This window comes from Cedecea neteri (genome assembly GCF_000758305.1).
GTDB lineage: Bacteria > Pseudomonadota > Gammaproteobacteria > Enterobacterales > Enterobacteriaceae > Cedecea > Cedecea neteri_C.
This window is the reverse complement of sequence record NZ_CP009458.1, coordinates 1,858,502-1,875,134: the sequence shown is the minus strand read 5'-3', so window position 1 is coordinate 1,875,134 and position 16,633 is coordinate 1,858,502. Positions and strand designations below refer to the sequence as shown.

At 51.6% G+C, this 16,633-nt stretch carries 16 protein-coding genes and 1 riboswitch; of the genes, 7 read left to right on the top strand and 9 right to left on the bottom strand.

All coding sequences use genetic code 11. From position 1 onward, the window contains the following. Positions 1-2: 2 nt before the first annotated feature. The 7 genes from ftsL to leuO form a co-directional block, all read right to left on the bottom strand. Positions 3-365: a cell division protein FtsL gene (gene ftsL / locus LH23_RS08785; protein WP_008461776.1), complete on the bottom strand. Its 363-nt coding sequence runs from the start codon at positions 363-365 to the stop codon at positions 3-5. Then, entirely contained in the window at positions 362-1,303 is a 942-nt protein-coding gene (gene rsmH / locus LH23_RS08780) for a 16S rRNA (cytosine(1402)-N(4))-methyltransferase RsmH (protein ID WP_039290267.1), read from the bottom strand. The genes ftsL and rsmH overlap by 4 nt, the downstream gene beginning before the upstream one ends. Before the next feature lie 2 nt (positions 1,304-1,305). Further along, positions 1,306-1,764: a division/cell wall cluster transcriptional repressor MraZ gene (gene mraZ / locus LH23_RS08775; RefSeq protein WP_008461772.1), complete on the bottom strand. Its 459-nt coding sequence runs from the start codon at positions 1,762-1,764 to the stop codon at positions 1,306-1,308. Positions 1,765-2,326: 562 nt separating this feature from the next. After that, on the bottom strand, positions 2,327-3,331 hold the full coding sequence (gene cra / locus LH23_RS08770) for a catabolite repressor/activator (RefSeq protein ID WP_008461770.1): 1,005 nt from the start codon (positions 3,329-3,331) through the stop codon (positions 2,327-2,329). A 176-nt stretch (positions 3,332-3,507) separates the two neighbouring features. Beyond that, the gene (gene ilvN / locus LH23_RS08765; RefSeq protein ID WP_008461768.1) at positions 3,508-3,999 is read right to left on the bottom strand and encodes an acetolactate synthase small subunit; all 492 of its coding nucleotides are present in this window, start codon (positions 3,997-3,999) and stop codon (positions 3,508-3,510) included. Between the two features lie 2 nt (positions 4,000-4,001). After that, positions 4,002-5,726 carry an acetolactate synthase 3 large subunit gene (gene ilvI, locus LH23_RS08760; RefSeq protein WP_039296477.1) on the bottom strand — a complete coding sequence of 575 codons (1,725 nt, stop codon included), beginning with the start codon at positions 5,724-5,726 and terminating at the stop codon, positions 4,002-4,004. Positions 5,727-6,130: 404 nt separating this feature from the next. Continuing rightward, a complete protein-coding gene (gene leuO, locus LH23_RS08755; RefSeq protein WP_052050155.1) occupies positions 6,131-7,075 on the bottom strand; it encodes a transcriptional regulator LeuO in 945 nt (314 codons plus the stop codon). A gap of 442 nt (positions 7,076-7,517) precedes the next feature. On the opposite strand from leuO, the gene leuL reads away from it, so the two are divergent. The 6 genes from leuL (at position 7,518) to LH23_RS08730 (ending at position 13,233) form a co-directional block, all read left to right on the top strand. After that, positions 7,518-7,601, top strand: a complete 84-nt coding sequence (gene leuL, locus LH23_RS24430) for a leu operon leader peptide (RefSeq protein WP_139827388.1) — start codon at positions 7,518-7,520, stop codon at positions 7,599-7,601. Between the two features lie 90 nt (positions 7,602-7,691). Continuing rightward, complete coding sequence (gene leuA / locus LH23_RS08750; protein WP_039290265.1) at positions 7,692-9,269, top strand: 2-isopropylmalate synthase; 1,578 nt, start codon at positions 7,692-7,694, stop codon at positions 9,267-9,269. After that, a complete protein-coding gene (gene leuB / locus LH23_RS08745) occupies positions 9,269-10,360 on the top strand; it encodes a 3-isopropylmalate dehydrogenase (RefSeq protein ID WP_039290263.1) in 1,092 nt (363 codons plus the stop codon). Before leuA ends, leuB begins: the two co-directional genes overlap by 1 nt. Positions 10,361-10,362: 2 nt before the next feature. Beyond that, entirely contained in the window at positions 10,363-11,763 is a 1,401-nt protein-coding gene (leuC, locus tag LH23_RS08740) for a 3-isopropylmalate dehydratase large subunit (protein ID WP_039290259.1), read from the top strand. An 11-nt stretch (positions 11,764-11,774) separates the two neighbouring features. Then, positions 11,775-12,380, top strand: coding sequence for a 3-isopropylmalate dehydratase small subunit (gene leuD, locus LH23_RS08735; protein ID WP_039290256.1), 606 nt, complete (start codon positions 11,775-11,777; stop codon positions 12,378-12,380). Positions 12,381-12,510: 130 nt separating this feature from the next. Further along, positions 12,511-13,233 carry a CPBP family intramembrane glutamic endopeptidase gene (locus tag LH23_RS08730; RefSeq protein ID WP_081946064.1) on the top strand — a complete coding sequence of 241 codons (723 nt, stop codon included), beginning with the start codon at positions 12,511-12,513 and terminating at the stop codon, positions 13,231-13,233. 9 nt (positions 13,234-13,242) lie between these two features. Here LH23_RS08730 and LH23_RS08725 read toward each other — a convergent pair whose 3' ends face one another. Both LH23_RS08725 and sgrT read right to left on the bottom strand, forming a co-directional pair. Continuing rightward, positions 13,243-14,421, bottom strand: a complete 1,179-nt coding sequence (locus LH23_RS08725) for a sugar efflux transporter (RefSeq protein WP_039290253.1) — start codon at positions 14,419-14,421, stop codon at positions 13,243-13,245. Between the two features lie 112 nt (positions 14,422-14,533). After that, on the bottom strand, positions 14,534-14,713 hold the full coding sequence (gene sgrT, locus LH23_RS08720; RefSeq protein WP_008461749.1) for a glucose uptake inhibitor SgrT: 180 nt from the start codon (positions 14,711-14,713) through the stop codon (positions 14,534-14,536). Between the two features lie 87 nt (positions 14,714-14,800). Between sgrT and sgrR the strand changes: the two genes are divergently transcribed. Then, positions 14,801-16,459, top strand: coding sequence for an HTH-type transcriptional regulator SgrR (gene sgrR / locus LH23_RS08715; RefSeq protein ID WP_039290249.1), 1,659 nt, complete (start codon positions 14,801-14,803; stop codon positions 16,457-16,459). 49 nt (positions 16,460-16,508) lie between these two features. Then, positions 16,509-16,610: riboswitch (TPP riboswitch) on the top strand. Positions 16,611-16,633: the final 23 nt, after the last annotated feature.

Below are 16,633 nucleotides of genomic sequence, written 5' to 3'. Positions count from 1 at the left end.
CCTTATTGCTGAACTACGATGTTTTCCTGTGAAGGATCGACATGCTGCAGTTGCAGCTTCTCCGTCGCGATCCGTTCTACCCGGCTATGATCGCCGAGCGCGTTTTCTTCAAGAATCAGGTTGCGCCATTCAATATCCAGCGCATCACGTTCGAGTACCATCTGCTCACGCTGTGCGGTAAGCAGACGGGTATGGTGCGCCGTTGTGACCACGGAAACCGCGGTCACGATAATGGCGACAAACAAGCAAAGTGCCAGTTTCCCATGGCGCAGAAGATCGCCACCAATCACGGCAGGCAACGCATGTCGCTCGTTGCTACCGAGCTGCGTCACTCTGCTGAGGGTTTCTGTCACCCGATTGATCATGCGTTAGTCCTCTCCGCAATACGCAAAACAGAACTACGGGCGCGTGGATTTTCCGCCACTTCTTCTTCACCTGGCATCAGCTTACCTAGCGCCTTCAACTGGCGACCGCCCAGCTTATTCAATTGTGCTTCCGTCATCGGTAAACCAGCTGGGACCTGTGGCCCTCGGCTGTTTTCGCGCATAAAACGTTTAACGATACGATCTTCCAGAGAATGGAAGCTGATGATCGATAAGCGGCCACCGGGAGATAACGCTTCCAGCGAGCCATTCAACGCTTTTTCAATTTCATCCAGCTCGCTGTTGATCCAGATCCGAATAGCCTGGAATGTTCGGGTCGCCGGGTGCTTAAACTTATCTTTGACCGGCATAGCGGCAGAGACCACGGCCGCCAGCTCTTTGGTACGCGTCATCGGCTCTTCGCGGTTACGCTCAACGATGGCACGTGCAATGCGCTTACCAAAACGTTCTTCGCCGAAAGTTTTAATAACCCAGGCAATGTCGGTTTCTTCAGCCGTCATCAGCCATTGGGCGGCAGATTGACCTCGCGTTGGGTCCATACGCATATCCAGCGGACCATCACGCATAAACGAAAAGCCGCGCTCTGCATCATCCAGTTGAGGAGAAGAGACGCCGAGATCCAGCAAAATGCCGTCGATCTTACCGTCCAGTTCGCGCTCACGTGCGTAATCTGCAAGCGCAGAGAATGGGCCATGAATGATGGAGAAGCGTGGGTCATCGATAGCAGCAGCCGCAGCAATCGCCTGCGGATCGCGGTCGATCGCCAGCAGCCGTCCTTGCTCACCGAGCTGGGACAGAATCAGGCGTGAATGGCCACCGCGACCAAAAGTGCCATCAATGTAGATGCCGTCGGGACGAATATTCAGGCCATTAACGGCCTCGTCCAGCAGCACCGTAGTATGTTTAAAATTTTCCATCATTTCTAAAGTGACAAGTCCTGCAGACGATCCGACAAGGTGTTTGTCGAACCCTGCTCAGCGTCGATATCTTCCTTGACCTGTTGATGCCAGGTCGCTTCATCCCACAGCTCAAACTTATTGAACTGGCCGACCAGCATGACTTCTTTGGTAAGCCCGGCGTGCTGCCGTAAAACGGGCGCCAACAGCAATCGCCCGGCGTTATCCATCTGACATTCACTGGCATGACCCAATAACAGACGCTGTACGCGGCGTTCTGCGGGGTTCATGCTCGACAGACGGGCAAGCTTTTGTTCAATGATTTCCCACTCAGGAACGGTGTAAAGCAGCAGGCAGGGGTGATGGATGTCGATGGTACAAACCATCTGACCTTCTGAGGTTTCGATCAGCTTTTCCCTGTAACGGGTAGGTACGGCGAGCCGCCCCTTGCTGTCGAGATTGACTAACGTTGCCCCACGGAACATGCCAGCCTCACCCTTTAATGACCCATTTCACCACTTTAACCCACAAATTCCCACATAAAGGAGTTTACGGAGGGGAGGAAAACCTTGTCAAGCCAGCCAGGCCGCTTACGGGAATAAATTCCCGCGCCTAAGCGATTGATAAATGGCTGGCGTGAAAAAGCCCGCAATAGCGAGGCAAAATTAACGTTATGAATATTTGAAAGAAAAAGACCAATAAACATCAACAGCGTTAAAACGACCGAATACTTGATTAGGGAAATATTAAGTACCCAGTTTGCGACGCGGGCGGCATTTTAAGGTATTTCAAGGCGAGTGAACAGCGCCAGATGCCCGTCTGGCGCTGGCTCTGCGCAAGACAGAAGTAAAGAGAGGTTGCTAATGATTAATAATCCAACATTTCTTAACGGCGGGTGTGTAACAAAATAATACAAAGAAGAGATTTATTTCTCGATGGGGATTTTTTTACCCGATTTTTCCCGCCTAATTAATTGCCTTAAAAAATAAGGGTAAATATACGGGAAAAATCTTAATTAACTTTAAGTGGCTGATAATGATCTCTTTATCAGTAACGACTTAGGCTACCCCGACGATAAAGATTGCGGCGAATTCGGGTTAACCCAGGCTTCGGCTTACGCGGCTCATCAAGGCTTGCCAGCACAAGTTCCAGCACTCGCTCAGCAACATCGCGATGACGCTGTGCGACCGCCAATACCGGACACTGCAGGAAATCCAGCAGCTCATGATCGCCAAAGGTGGCGATCGCCAACTCCGAAGGCAGCCGCCCTTGACGGCGCAGCGTGACATCCATTACGCCCTGCAGCAGAGCGAAGGACGTTGTGTACAACGCATCAGGCATCTCGTGAGTTTCCAGCCATTTTTCAAAAAGCTGAGCGGCAGCCTCACGTTCATAGCTGTTAGCGTAGAGATAATTGACAGTACGAGGATCATCTTTCCAGGCAGTACGGAACCCTTGCTCACGCAGGAAGCTCACGGACAGTTCAGGTAACGCGCCAAGGTAAAGGATATTTTCACCTGGGAATTTGCGAAGCTCCTCAGCCAGCATTTCTGCATCGTCCTGATCGGCACCGACAACGCTGGTGAAGTGTTCACGGTCTAACGCACGGTCGAGCGCAATAATCGGAAACGAATCGTTTGCCCATCGCTGATAAAAAGGGTGCTCAGGCGGTAAGGAGGTAGACACAATAATGGCATCAACCTGCCGCTGTAGAAGATGTTCAATGCAGCGCATTTCGTTGTCGGGTTGATCCTCAGAGCAAGCGATCAACAACTGATAGCCGCGCTGGCGAGCCTGACGCTCAAGGTAATTTGCTATACGGGTGTAGCTGGTGTTTTCCAGGTCTGGGATCACCAGCCCGATAGAACGCGTGCGTCCTGCACGTAGCCCGGCGGCTACCGCATTAGGGTGGTAATTATGCTCACGTACCACCGCCATGACTTTCTCAACGGTTTTATCGCTAACGCGATACTGTTTTGCTTTTCCGTTGATAACATAGCTTGCTGTGGTGCGCGACACGCCAGCCAGACGCGCGATTTCATCCAATTTCACTGTAGCCCCTTACTCTCCAGGTGATCCATAACCATGCCCTGGCTATGGTTAACGACATTTACATCTAAACGCAGAATAATAACTCCGGCAACCGCTTTTGCAGGCGCTTGTTTTCTTATTTGCAAAAAAAAGCCCGGCAGTGATTACCGGGCATGTGAATTAGATCACATTAGTGACTAACGCATGATCTTATCGCCGCGCGAAACGCCAACAATGCCTGAGCGAGCCACTTCGACGATTTTGGCAACGTCGCGGATTGTATCAAGGAACGCGTTGAGTTTATCGCTGGTGCCGGCAAGTTGGACAGTGTATAGCGTTGGTGTCACATCAATGATTTGCCCACGGAAAATTTCCGTGCTGCGTTTCACCTCTTCCCGCCCGTATCCGCTAGCCTGCACTTTCACCAGCATAATTTCACGCTCAACGTATGCCCCCTGCCCCAGCTCACTGACGCGTAGCACATCCACTAGCTTATGCAGTTGCTTCTCAATCTGCTCCAATACCTTCTCATCGCCAACGGTTTGGATCGTCATACGAGAAAGCGTAGGATCATCCGTAGGCGCTACGGTAAGACTTTCAATGTTGTAGCCACGCTGAGAGAACAGACCAATGACCCGGGACAACGCACCTGATTCATTTTCCAGTAAGACAGATAATATCCGGCGCATAATCAGGTTCTCTCCGTTTTGCTTAACCACATTTCATCCATACCGCCACCGCGAATCTGCATCGGATAAACGTGTTCAGTACCATCAACTGTGACATCGACAAACACCAGTCGCCCACCGCGCACCGTTTCCAGTGCCTGAGCAAGTTTACTTTCCAGCTCTTCTGGCTTAGTGATGCTAATCCCTACGTGGCCATAAGCCTCAGCCAGGCGGACAAAGTCCGGGAGCGACTCCATATAAGATTGGGAATGGCGACCCGAATAAATCATGTCCTGCCACTGTTTCACCATGCCGAGGTAACGGTTGTTAAGGTTCAAAACCAGAACCGACAAGCCGTACTGCAGCGCGGTAGAAAGCTCCTGGATATTCATCTGGATACTGCCATCGCCGGTGACGCAAATGACCGTTTCATCCGGCAACGCCATCTTCACACCAAGCGCGGCGGGAAGACCAAAGCCCATCGTGCCCAGGCCACCTGAATTTATCCAACGTCGTGGCTTATCGAACGGATAATAAAGCGCGGCAAACATTTGGTGCTGGCCCACATCGGAGGTGACATAAGCATCACCGTTCGTCAGGCGATAAGCTGTTTCAATAACAGCCTGCGGCTTGATAGCCTGGCTATGGCGATCGAACTCAAGGCAGTGACGAGCGCGCCACTGTTCAATTTGTTGCCACCAGTCCCGAATATCATCCCCGGATTGCTGAATCTCTTCCTGGGCAAGTAAGTCCAGCATTTGAGTCAGAACCTGATGCGCATCCCCCACAATTGGAATATCCGCCGCAACTGTTTTGGAGATAGACGTAGGATCAATATCAATATGCAACACTGTCGCATTCGGGCAGTATTTTGCGAGATTGTTCGTGGTTCGGTCATCAAAGCGCACGCCAACGGCAAAGATAACGTCCGAATGATGCATCGTCATATTGGCTTCGTAGGTGCCGTGCATGCCCAGCATACCCAGCGACTGCCGGTGCGTGGCCGGGAACGCACCAAGCCCCATCAGCGAAGAGACAACCGGAATGTTGAGCTTTTCAGCAAGCGTTAATAATTCTGCCTCACAAGCTGAATTGATCGCCCCACCGCCTACGTACATCACCGGTTTTTTAGCCGCAATCAGCGTCTGCAGGGCGCGCTTGATCTGCCCTTTGTGGCCCTGCGTCGTTGGGTTGTAAGAGCGCATACTAACGGCGTCTGGCCAGGCATACGGCAACTTATTCAGCGGACTCATGATGTCTTTGGGTAAATCGACCACAACAGGCCCCGGACGGCCGCTTGAGGCTAACCAGAAGGCCTTCTTGATGATCCCCGGTATGTCTTCGACCTGTTTTACCAGGAAGCTATGTTTCACGACAGGTCGAGAGATACCGACCATATCGCATTCCTGAAAGGCGTCGTAACCAATCAATGAAGTCGCGACCTGCCCGGACAACACGACCATCGGAATAGAATCCATATAGGCGGTGGCGATGCCGGTAATGGCATTCGTCGCGCCAGGGCCCGAAGTCACCAGCACAACGCCGGTCTCCCCGGTAGCACGCGCCAGGCCGTCAGCCATATGTACGGCAGCCTGCTCATGGCGCACCAGCACATGATCGATCCCGCCCATAGTATGAAGCGCATCATAAATATCGAGAACTGCGCCTCCCGGATAGCCGAATACTTGCTTTACGCCCTGATCGATTAACGACCGGACGACCATCTCGGCTCCTGACAACATCTCCATGGTTTTGCCTCCAGGCTCACGTTTTTGACCGCACGCAGAAATCATTTCCGCGCCGTCGTTGCGACAGGTTGTGTCTCTGCCTGTATCGTTTTTATAGGTTTAGCCCATTAACATAACCGCTCAAGATCCGTCAGGCAATTACCCCCCGTGCGAGCGGGAAAGAAGAAATTACGCTCATCGCTATAAAAATCGTGCATGGTGGAGCGATCAACTAAATACGAGGGGTGACTATTGACGAATATGTCAAAGATGCGGAGAAACACAGTGTGTTATCTATTAATTTAGCATGATGCTGCAGCCAGGAGATCGGCGTCAGAAAATGCTTAAGTTGAAAATACTGGATTTTTTATATCAAGGAGTGGAAACGGGCTGTTTAGGCCCGAAAATCCAACATACTGCTGATGTTATTGGTATAAGATTTTTGCTATTTGGTTTTGCATCCACAAATGGCCCTTATCTTGCCCGGCTGAGCTATGCCACGATAAATAGCAGGTGCGCTCTTTCTGGATAAAAGGCACAGGGAATACCTTAAGATTCAGATCAGTAGATACGTTATCAACCAGCCAGCGTGGTGCAACAGCCACTAGCCGTGTCTGTGAAACCACGTTTAATACACAGGTCATTGCCATCCCCTGATAAGCAATCGCCTTTTGCTTATTCAACGTGTCATACCAGAGCGAACTGAACGAACCATAACATTCAGGGGAAGTTACTGCATGTTTCTGATTATAGAAATCGCGCGCCGTTAATGGCGAACAAAAGCCAGGATGTTCTTTGCCCGTAACTAAAACCATTTCATCATCAAACAAAGATATTTTTTTAAATTCCGGGCACATAATTTCATCATAGCAAATCAAAAAGTCAACTTCCTGATAGCGTAACTGCCGTTCAACATCGTCATTAAAAGAAGACTTAAAAATTAACTGAACATTTGGCGCAGTATATTTAAGAGCATCTAAAATACGCGACATTATTTTGCTGTCCAAAGGACTGGCTATGCAAAACGTAAACTGACGCTTGCTTATCAAGGGATCAAAATCGCCCTCAGGCAGCTCATTTTGGACCATCTGTAAGGCATCACGAATCACGTCATAAAGCTGAAAAGCTCTTGTCGTTGCTTGTATGGTTCTCCCGTTACGTACAAATAATTCGTCATTGAAAGTTGTTTTCAACCGGGAAACAGCGTTGCTGACAGCTGGTTGAGACATCCCCAACAACTTGGCGGCACCGGTGATACTTTGCGCTCTCATTACCGTATCAAAAACAGTCAGCAAATTTAAGTCTACATTACGTAGCCGGGGTTTTATGGCATCCAGAGCCTCCCGACTCTTATTTCTTCTGCAATCCATTTTTTACTCCAGTAATGAATTGGGGTCCATTTCACAATACATACGTTTGAAGTTCCATTTAATATTTCCCGCCAAGCATCTCTTTTAACAATTCGCGTAACCAGCACCGTTATTATTGATGACAATGAAACGCGTCATAAAACTCACCGACATAAAAACTTCGATATTTAACGAAAAATAAGAGGCCCATCAGACAATGGAACAATACATGAGTTCCGTCATATTCATAAGGTTAATTTCAAGAATTCAACATATTATCAGATAATAAAAAACAACTTAATCTTAATTAATATATTAAGAAAACATTATTTCACAGTATTTTTCACTGAATGAACATCTTCTGCTTATCCTTCCTACGATCCTGCTGCTCGCCTAAAGGTTGACACCTGCGTTGAGATCAAGTACCAATAAATACATCACGAAATTGCACAGGGCTTGAAACATGAATCGCACCGTCCGCCTACTTGGTCTACTACTAAACGCATCTTATTTGCGCGGTAGACTGGTGGGCGACAATCAGCGTTGATTCAAGCCTTCAGACAGAAAAAACCCGCGCCAATGCGCGGGTTTTTTTATGCTCGTCGCGAAGGCACCCAAAGAGATAAAGGACCGAACCATGAGCCAGCAAGTCATTATTTTTGATACTACATTGCGCGACGGCGAACAGGCTTTACAGGCAAGCCTGAGTGTAAAAGAGAAGTTGCAGATCGCTATGGCGCTGGAGCGCATGGGCGTCGACGTCATGGAGGTCGGCTTTCCCGTCTCTTCCCCTGGTGATTTTGAATCCGTACAGACTATCGCTCGCAATATCAAAAACAGCCGTGTTTGCGGCCTGGCCCGTTGTGTTGAGAAAGACATCGATGTTGCAGCTGAATCCTTAAAAGTCGCTGAAGCCTTCCGTATTCATACTTTCATCGCCACCTCTCCAATGCACATCGCCACCAAGCTGCGCAGTACGCTGGACGAAGTCATTGAGCGCGCCGTTTATATGGTGAAACGCGCCCGTAACTACACCGATGACGTGGAATTCTCCTGCGAAGATGCTGGCCGTACGCCGATTGCAGATCTGGCTCGTGTAGTGGAAGCCGCAATCAACGCAGGCGCAACCACCATTAACATCCCGGATACCGTCGGTTACACCATGCCGTTTGAGTTCTCCAACATCATCACCGGCTTGTATGAACGCGTGCCTAACATTGATAAAGCAATTATTTCCGTACATACCCACGACGATTTGGGGCTGGCCGTAGGTAATGCTATGGCGGCAGTTCACGCAGGTGCTCGCCAGGTTGAAGGCGCAATGAACGGCATCGGCGAACGAGCGGGTAACTGTTCACTGGAAGAAGTCATCATGGCTATCAAGGTGCGCAAGGACATCATGAACCTGCACACAAATATCAATCATCAGGAGATCTGGCGCACCAGCCAGATGGTTAGCCAAATCTGCAACATGCCAATTCCGGCCAACAAAGCTATCGTCGGCACCGGCGCCTTCGCCCACTCTTCTGGCATCCACCAGGACGGCGTGCTGAAAAATCGCGAAAACTACGAAATCATGACGCCGGAATCCATCGGCTTGAATCAGGTACAGCTGAACCTGACCTCACGCTCCGGCCGTGCCGCAGTTAAACACCGCATGGACGAGATGGGTTACAAAGAGGCTGATTACAACCTGGATAACCTGTACGACGCCTTCCTGAAACTGGCGGACAAAAAAGGCCAGGTGTTTGATTACGACCTGGAAGCATTGGCCTTCATCAACAAGCAACAGGAAGAGCCAGAGCACTTCAGCCTGGATTATTTCAGCGTGCAGTCTGGCTCTAACGGTATCGCGACCGCATCCGTGAAGCTGGTTTGCGGCGAAGAGATCAAAGCTGAAGCAGCAAACGGTAACGGCCCGGTGGATGCAGTCTATCAGGCAATTAACCGCATCACCGATTACAACATTGAGCTGGTGAAATACAGCTTAACTGCCAAAGGTCAGGGCAAAGACGCGCTGGGCCAGGTGGATATCGTGGTGGATTACAACGGTCGTCGCTTCCACGGCGTAGGCCTGACAACCGACATCGTCGAGTCATCGGCCAAAGCCATGGTCCACGTACTGAACAACATTTGGCGCGCCGGTGAAGTCGAAAAAGAATTGCAACGCAAAGCTCAACATCAGAATAAAGAACAAAATCAGGAAACCGTGTAATGTCGAAAAATTACCATATTGCAGTTTTGCCGGGTGACGGTATTGGCCCGGAAGTGATGGCTCAGGCCCTGAAAGTACTGGATGCAGTTCGCAATCGCTTTGATATCCGCATCAGCACCAGCTCCTATGACGTCGGTGGCGCAGCCATTGATCGTCACGGCAGCCCTCTGCCTGCGGCCACGGTTGAAGGCTGTGAGCAGGCTGATGCAATTCTGTTCGGCTCTGTAGGTGGCCCGAAGTGGGAACATCTGCCGCCAGCGGAACAACCTGAGCGCGGTGCCCTGCTGCCGTTGCGTAAACATTTTAAACTCTTCAGCAACCTGCGCCCTGCGCGCCTGTATCAGGGGCTGGAAGAGTTTTGCCCGCTGCGAGCCGACATTGCGGCAAACGGCTTCGACATTCTGTGCGTTCGCGAACTGACTGGAGGGATTTACTTCGGCCAGCCGAAAGGCCGCGAAGGCAGCGGTATGCACGAGAAAGCCTTCGATACTGAGGTTTACCACCGCTTTGAGATCGAGCGCATTGCTCGCATCGCCTTTGAGTCTGCCCGCAAGCGCCGCAGCAAAGTGACCTCGATTGATAAAGCAAACGTGCTGCAAACCTCACTGTTGTGGCGCGAAATCGTCAACGAAATCGCTAAAGAATACCCCGATGTGTCGCTGTCTCACATGTATATCGACAACGCCACCATGCAGTTAATTAAAGATCCATCGCAGTTCGACGTTCTGCTGTGTTCCAACCTGTTCGGTGACATCCTGTCCGACGAATGCGCCATGATCACCGGATCTATGGGCATGTTGCCTTCTGCCAGCCTCAACGAACAAGGCTTTGGCTTATACGAACCTGCGGGCGGTTCAGCGCCAGATATCGCCGGGAAGAACATTGCCAACCCTATCGCGCAGATCCTGTCGCTGGCGCTGCTGTTGCGCTACAGCCTGGATGCCGAAGAAGCCGCACAGGCTATCGAAAGCGCCATCAATCGCGCGTTAGAAGAAGGCCACCGCACCGGCGATTTAGCCCGCGACGGTCAGGCAGTCAGCACCGACGAAATGGGCGATATCATTGCCCGCTACATCGCTCAGGGGAAATAATCATGGCCAGAACCTTATATCAGAAGTTGTACGATGCCCACGTCGTGTATGAAGCCCCGGAAGAGACACCGCTGCTGTATATCGATCGCCATCTGGTGCATGAAGTGACTTCCCCGCAGGCCTTTGACGGATTGCGCGCCCATGGCCGCCCGGTTCGTCAGCCGGGGAAAACCTTCGCCACGATGGACCATAACGTGTCGACCCAAACCAAGGACATCAACGCTTCCGGCGAGATGGCTCGTATCCAGATGCAGGAACTGATGAAGAACTGCAAAGAGTTTGGCGTTGAGCTGTACGATCTGAACCACCCTTATCAGGGCATCGTTCACGTTATGGGGCCAGAACAAGGGATCACCCTGCCGGGCATGACCATTGTGTGCGGCGACTCCCATACGGCTACTCACGGCGCATTCGGTGCACTGGCTTTTGGGATTGGGACCTCCGAAGTTGAGCACGTTCTGGCGACGCAGACCCTGAAACAGGGCCGTGCGAAAACCATGAAAATTGAAGTCCAGGGCAAAGCGGCTCCAGGGATCACGGCCAAGGACATCGTGCTGGCCATCATCGGCAAAACCGGCAGCGCCGGCGGCACCGGTCACGTGGTTGAATTCTGCGGCGATGCTATTCGTGCGTTGAGCATGGAAGGCCGCATGACGCTGTGCAACATGGCTATCGAAATGGGGGCTAAAGCCGGGATTGTTGCGCCGGATGAAACCACCTTCGACTATGTGAAAGGCCGCCTGCATGCACCAAAAGGGGCCGACTGGGATGAAGCCGTCGCGTACTGGAAAACCTTAAGCACCGACGAAGGCGCGAAATTTGACACTATCGTCACCTTAGACGCCGCCGATATTGCTCCGCAAGTTACCTGGGGAACCAACCCAGGTCAGGTGATTTCCGTCACCGATAATATTCCTAACCCGGAATCCTTCAGCGATCCGGTGGAACGTGCCTCGGCAGAAAAAGCGCTGGCCTATATGGGCCTGAAGCCGGGTATTCCGCTGACCGAAGTGGCTATCGATAAAGTCTTTATTGGCTCCTGCACCAACTCGCGTATCGAAGACCTGCGCGCAGCAGCTGAAGTCGCCAAAGGCCGTAGAGTCGCGCCAGGCGTGCTGGCCATGGTTGTACCAGGCTCAGGCCCGGTCAAAGCTCAGGCTGAGTCTGAAGGGCTGGATAAGATCTTCATTGAAGCCGGTTTTGAATGGCGTTTGCCTGGGTGTTCCATGTGCCTGGCCATGAACAACGACCGCCTGAATCCTGGCGAGCGCTGCGCCTCCACCAGCAACCGTAACTTCGAAGGTCGCCAGGGTCGCGGCGGGCGTACTCACCTGGTCAGCCCGGCGATGGCCGCCGCGGCCGCTGTTTCCGGTCATTTTGCCGATATTCGTACACTTAAATAAGAGGAACCACCATGGCAGAGAAATTTATCCAACATACCGGCCTGGTCGTTCCGCTGGACGCGGCGAACGTCGATACCGATGCCATTATCCCGAAGCAGTTTTTGCAGAAGGTAACCCGCACTGGTTTTGGTGCGCACCTGTTTAACGACTGGCGTTTTTTGGACGATGCAGGGCAAGTCCCTAACCCGGAGTTCGTGCTGAACTACCCAGAATTTAAAGGTGCTTCAATTCTGCTGGCTCGCGAAAACTTCGGCTGCGGCTCTTCTCGTGAGCACGCCCCGTGGGCATTAACCGACTACGGTTTCAAAGTGGTGATTGCGCCAAGCTTTGCGGACATTTTCTATGGCAACTCGTTTAACAACCAGCTGTTGCCGGTTATCTTGAGCGATGAGCAGGTGGATGAGTTGTTCAAGCTGGTCGAAGCCCAGCCTGGCATTAAGTTTGTCGTCGACCTGGAAGCCCAGACGGTTCTGGCGGACGAGAAGAGCTATTCGTTTGAACTGGATAGTTTCCGCCGTCACTGCATGCTGAACGGCCTGGACAGTATCGGCCTGACGCTGCAGCACGAAGCCGCTATTTCAGGCTACGAGCAAAAACTGCCGGCATTTATGCGGTAATACAATAGGGGGCGCCTTCTCAGCGCCCCTTTTATTTCAGTATTAACACCCGCCAAATATTCACTTTTTCCTCACTAAATGCATAATGCTAAAGCGTTATTTATAACGACACGCGTTTAATAAGCCACGGATGAGCCAGCAAAAAATGCTGTCTGTTCTCTTTATCACTTACAGCCACAATGACGGATTTATGCTTAAAAATCAGGACAGGCTACTTCACTTACTCATCTGTATCGGAGCCTGGATTGGCTGGTATGCATTATCCATTTTCGCCACAATGCTGCCTGGATTTACAGCTCTATTCCGGTCGGGTATGGCGATACCCGCGTTGATCATCTGTTTTTGGTTACCGTATACCCTGATTATCTGGCGACACTATCAAAATCATTATGGGACGTTGCCTTTAGGGAAAGTCACCCCCTCTGGACTGATACTTCCGGCAATTGCATTATTTATGCTGGTTATTATTCAACAGTTTACTGGCTCCCCTGAACCCTGGATGCAAAGCATAGAGCAGCTACCTGTGCGCAGTTTAGTGCTGGTAGCACTCACAGCCACTTTACTGGCTCCCATTTTAGAAGAAGTTATCTTTAGAGGTTTTTTATTAAATGCAGGTGAAGGGTATGGCAAGGTGGGTAAAAACGCCGCTATGTTGATGGCATCCGTTCTTTTTGCCTTCAGCCACTCGCAATATCAGAACGCAACGACGTTTATTAGCCTTTTTATCTTTTCGGTGATTCTTTGCCTGGCCCGTGTTTACTCCGGCAGCCTGATTGTGCCAATAATTTTGCACGGCTTAAACAATGCAATATCGTTTTCCTTTTTGCTTTTACTTGATAAGCCGCTTCAATAGCGGCTCAAATCAAACGTTCTTAACCCGGCTAGTCAGGAACAGCGCGATCACCGCAAGTGCCGCCATCAGCCAGTAAACAGAATAGTGACCAAAACCTTCCGCAAGCGCGCCTTGAAGTATCCCAGCCAGAATCACGCCCGTTGAAATACTGTTGGTGAATAGCGTCGTTGCAGAGCCCGGTCTTCCCGGCATCAAATCCTGGAACCACAGCATGCCTATCCCCGCAATAATTCCGATAAACACCGCGTTAAACAGCTGTAAGACCACCAGCGCCGTTTTAGAGTGGAACAGGATCAGCCCAACATAAAACAGGATGCCCGCTGCAACGGCCGCCACCATCATGTTACGTTTTCCAAAACGCTTCACGTAGTAGCCGGCGAGGATCATCGCGGGGATCTCAATCCCTGCCGCCGTGCCCATTAATAACCCCGCCAGCTCATCCGGCAACCCGAGATCCTGGCTTATCCACAGCGGCATATCGATGATGTACATGGTGTTGCAGGTCCACATCAGCATCGAAGCGATAAACAACATCCGCACGTTACTGTCTTTCCAGCCGCTGACCTGCGTTATCGCCACCTCTGCGGGCTGTTCAACTCTCGGCACTGACGGCAGCGCGAAAATAATCAGCGCCAGTGAAATAACAAATATCCCGGCAGCGATAAGGAACATCGTGGTAAAGCCATATTTCAGTGCCAACATAAAAGAGAGTGGCGGCCCGATAACCCACGCCAAAGAAAGCTGCGCACGCATGATCGAGCTGAACATCACCACTTCGCGGGCGGAACGGTCGGCGTATTCACGCGCCAGGGCAAAAATCTGCGGCATGGCGGTATTGGCTATTGAGGCAAACATTACGCCGAGCGTAATCAGCGTCAGATAATGACGGTTAAAGGCAAACAGAACGCAGTTTGCCACCGCCATCACGCAGCAAACCATAATCAGTTTTCGCCTGTCGCCCTGACTGTCTGACCTTTTGGCCAGCAGTAAACTGACACCAATCCCGGCAATCGCGTTAACGGTGTAAAACAGGCCGACCCAAAACGGCCTGACTTCAACTTCACGAGTTAAAAAGAGGCTAAGCGTCGGAGCCTGTAGCGCACCGGCCACGCCAATCATAAAAGAGACGGCCATGAAGGCAGCGTAAACAGGGTTAAAACGGCGTGCGCGGGTCAAAAACCAGAGCATGGAGTGTCCTTAAAAGGAGATGTCGTCAGAGGTATTTGTTAAATGCGTAAAGATTAAACGAAAAAAGCCAGCAGTAAACAGCTGCTGGCCGGTGAAAAGCACCAATACTCAGTCACACATGAGTCGGCGCGTTGGCGTTCTCGGGCATCGGGGTTGTAACCTCCCACTGCATCAAGTCTTCGAGCATCCTTAGTCTTTGCTCCACCGTCAGGCGAGCCAGCCATCCAGAACAAACAAACTGTGTTGCGGCAAAGTACTGTTGGAAAAACTTCGCAGGTGATGACCGCTTCATAAACACCTCCTCGCTTCATCGAGGATGATTATTGGCGTAATATAGGGAAAGTTAAATTGATGAGTTTCCGCCTGGAGTTCCTCTTTTATGTCTTCGTCACGCCTGCAACAACAATTCATCCGCCTGTGGCAATGCTGCGAAGGCAAACCTCAGGAAACCACGCTGAATGATTTAGCGGATTTGCTGAGCTGTTCCCGCCGCCATATGCGTACGCTGCTTAATGCGATGCAGGAAAAGGGCTGGCTAAGCTGGCAGGCGGAAGCCGGACGAGGCAAGCGCTCGCAGCTCACTTTTCTTTATACCGGGCTGGCGCTTCAGCAGCAGAGGGCGGAAGATCTGCTGGAGCAAGATCGCATCGATCAGCTAGTCCAAATCGTCGGCGACAAAGCCGCTGTCCGCCAGATGCTCATCTCTCATTTAGGCCGCAGCTTTCGCCAGGGCAGACATATTCTGCGTGTCCTTTACTATCGCCCGCTGCTAAATCTGCTGCCCGGTTCGGCGCTGCGTCGCTCCGAAACCCACATCGCCCGCCAGATTTTTAGCGGCCTGACGCGAATAAATGAGGAAAATGGGGAACTCGAAGCGGATATTGCTCACCATTGGCAGCAAATTTCCCCTTTACGCTGGCGTTTCTTCCTGCGCCCCGGCATCCATTTCCATCACGGCCGCGAGCTGGACATGCTCGATATCATATCTTCCCTGCAGCGCATCAACGCCCTGCCGCTTTTTGCCCATATCACACAAATCACCTCGCCGACTATCTGGACACTGGATATCCATCTTAGCCAGCCGGATGACTGGCTGCCGTGGCTGTTGGGCAGCGTGAACGCCATGATCCTGCCGCGGGAATGGACAACGATGACAAATTTCGCCAGCCAGCCCATCGGCACGGGCCCCTATTCCGTGGCGCGGAACAACCGCAACCAGCTAAAGATCCACGCCTTTGATGATTACTTTGGCTTTCGGGCGCTGATTGACGAGGTTAACTTCTGGGTCCTGCCCGAAGTGGGTGAAGAGTCGAGCTGTGGCGTGCAGCTCCAGGGCATGCCGGACAGCGAAAAAGCCGTTGAAAGCCGCCCGGAAGAAGGCTGCTACTACCTGCTGTTCGACAGCCGCTCCAGCCTCGGCGTCAATGAAGACGTTCGCCAGTGGATTGGGCATATTCTCTCCCCGGTCAACCTTATCTACCGCGCGACCGAGCAGTATCAACAATACTGGTTCCCGGCCTATGGTTTACTCCCGCGCTGGCACCATTCGCGCACCGGGCCGTTGCTGGCTAAACCTGCCGGGCTGGAGAGCATTACGCTCACCTATTATCGCGACCACGTAGAGCATCGGGTGATCAGCAGCATCATGACCGAATTACTGGCTGAGCAGGGCGTGAAGCTGATTGTGCAGGAGATAGATTATGCGGAGTGGCATCAGGGCGAGGCCGAGAGCGACATCTGGCTGAACAGCGTGAACTTCACTATGCCGCTGGAATACTCCCTGTTTGCCCAGCTGTATGAAGTCCCGCTGATTCAAAAATGCATCCCCATCGACTGGCAGGGCGATGCTCATCGCTGGCACAGCAAAACGCTGGCCCTGCCGGAATGGTGCAAGCAAATGCTGGAGCGAAATGACGTTATCCCATTGATTCATCATTGGTTGCGCATTGAAGGCCAGCGCAGTATGCGCGGGGTGCGGATGAACACGCTAGGCTGGTTTGATTTCAAGTCCGCCTGGTTTGCCCCACCGGGCCCATAACGCTTTCGTAACATTACTTCCGTAACCCAAAGGAAATCAGTAGAATCCTTCCTGCTCAACGGGGTGCCAGGACAGTTTGTCTGCGCTGAGATAATACCCGTCGAACCTGATCCGGATAACGCCGGCGAAGGGATTTGAGACGATCAACTCAATTCCTTTGCCCCCTTTTACTGA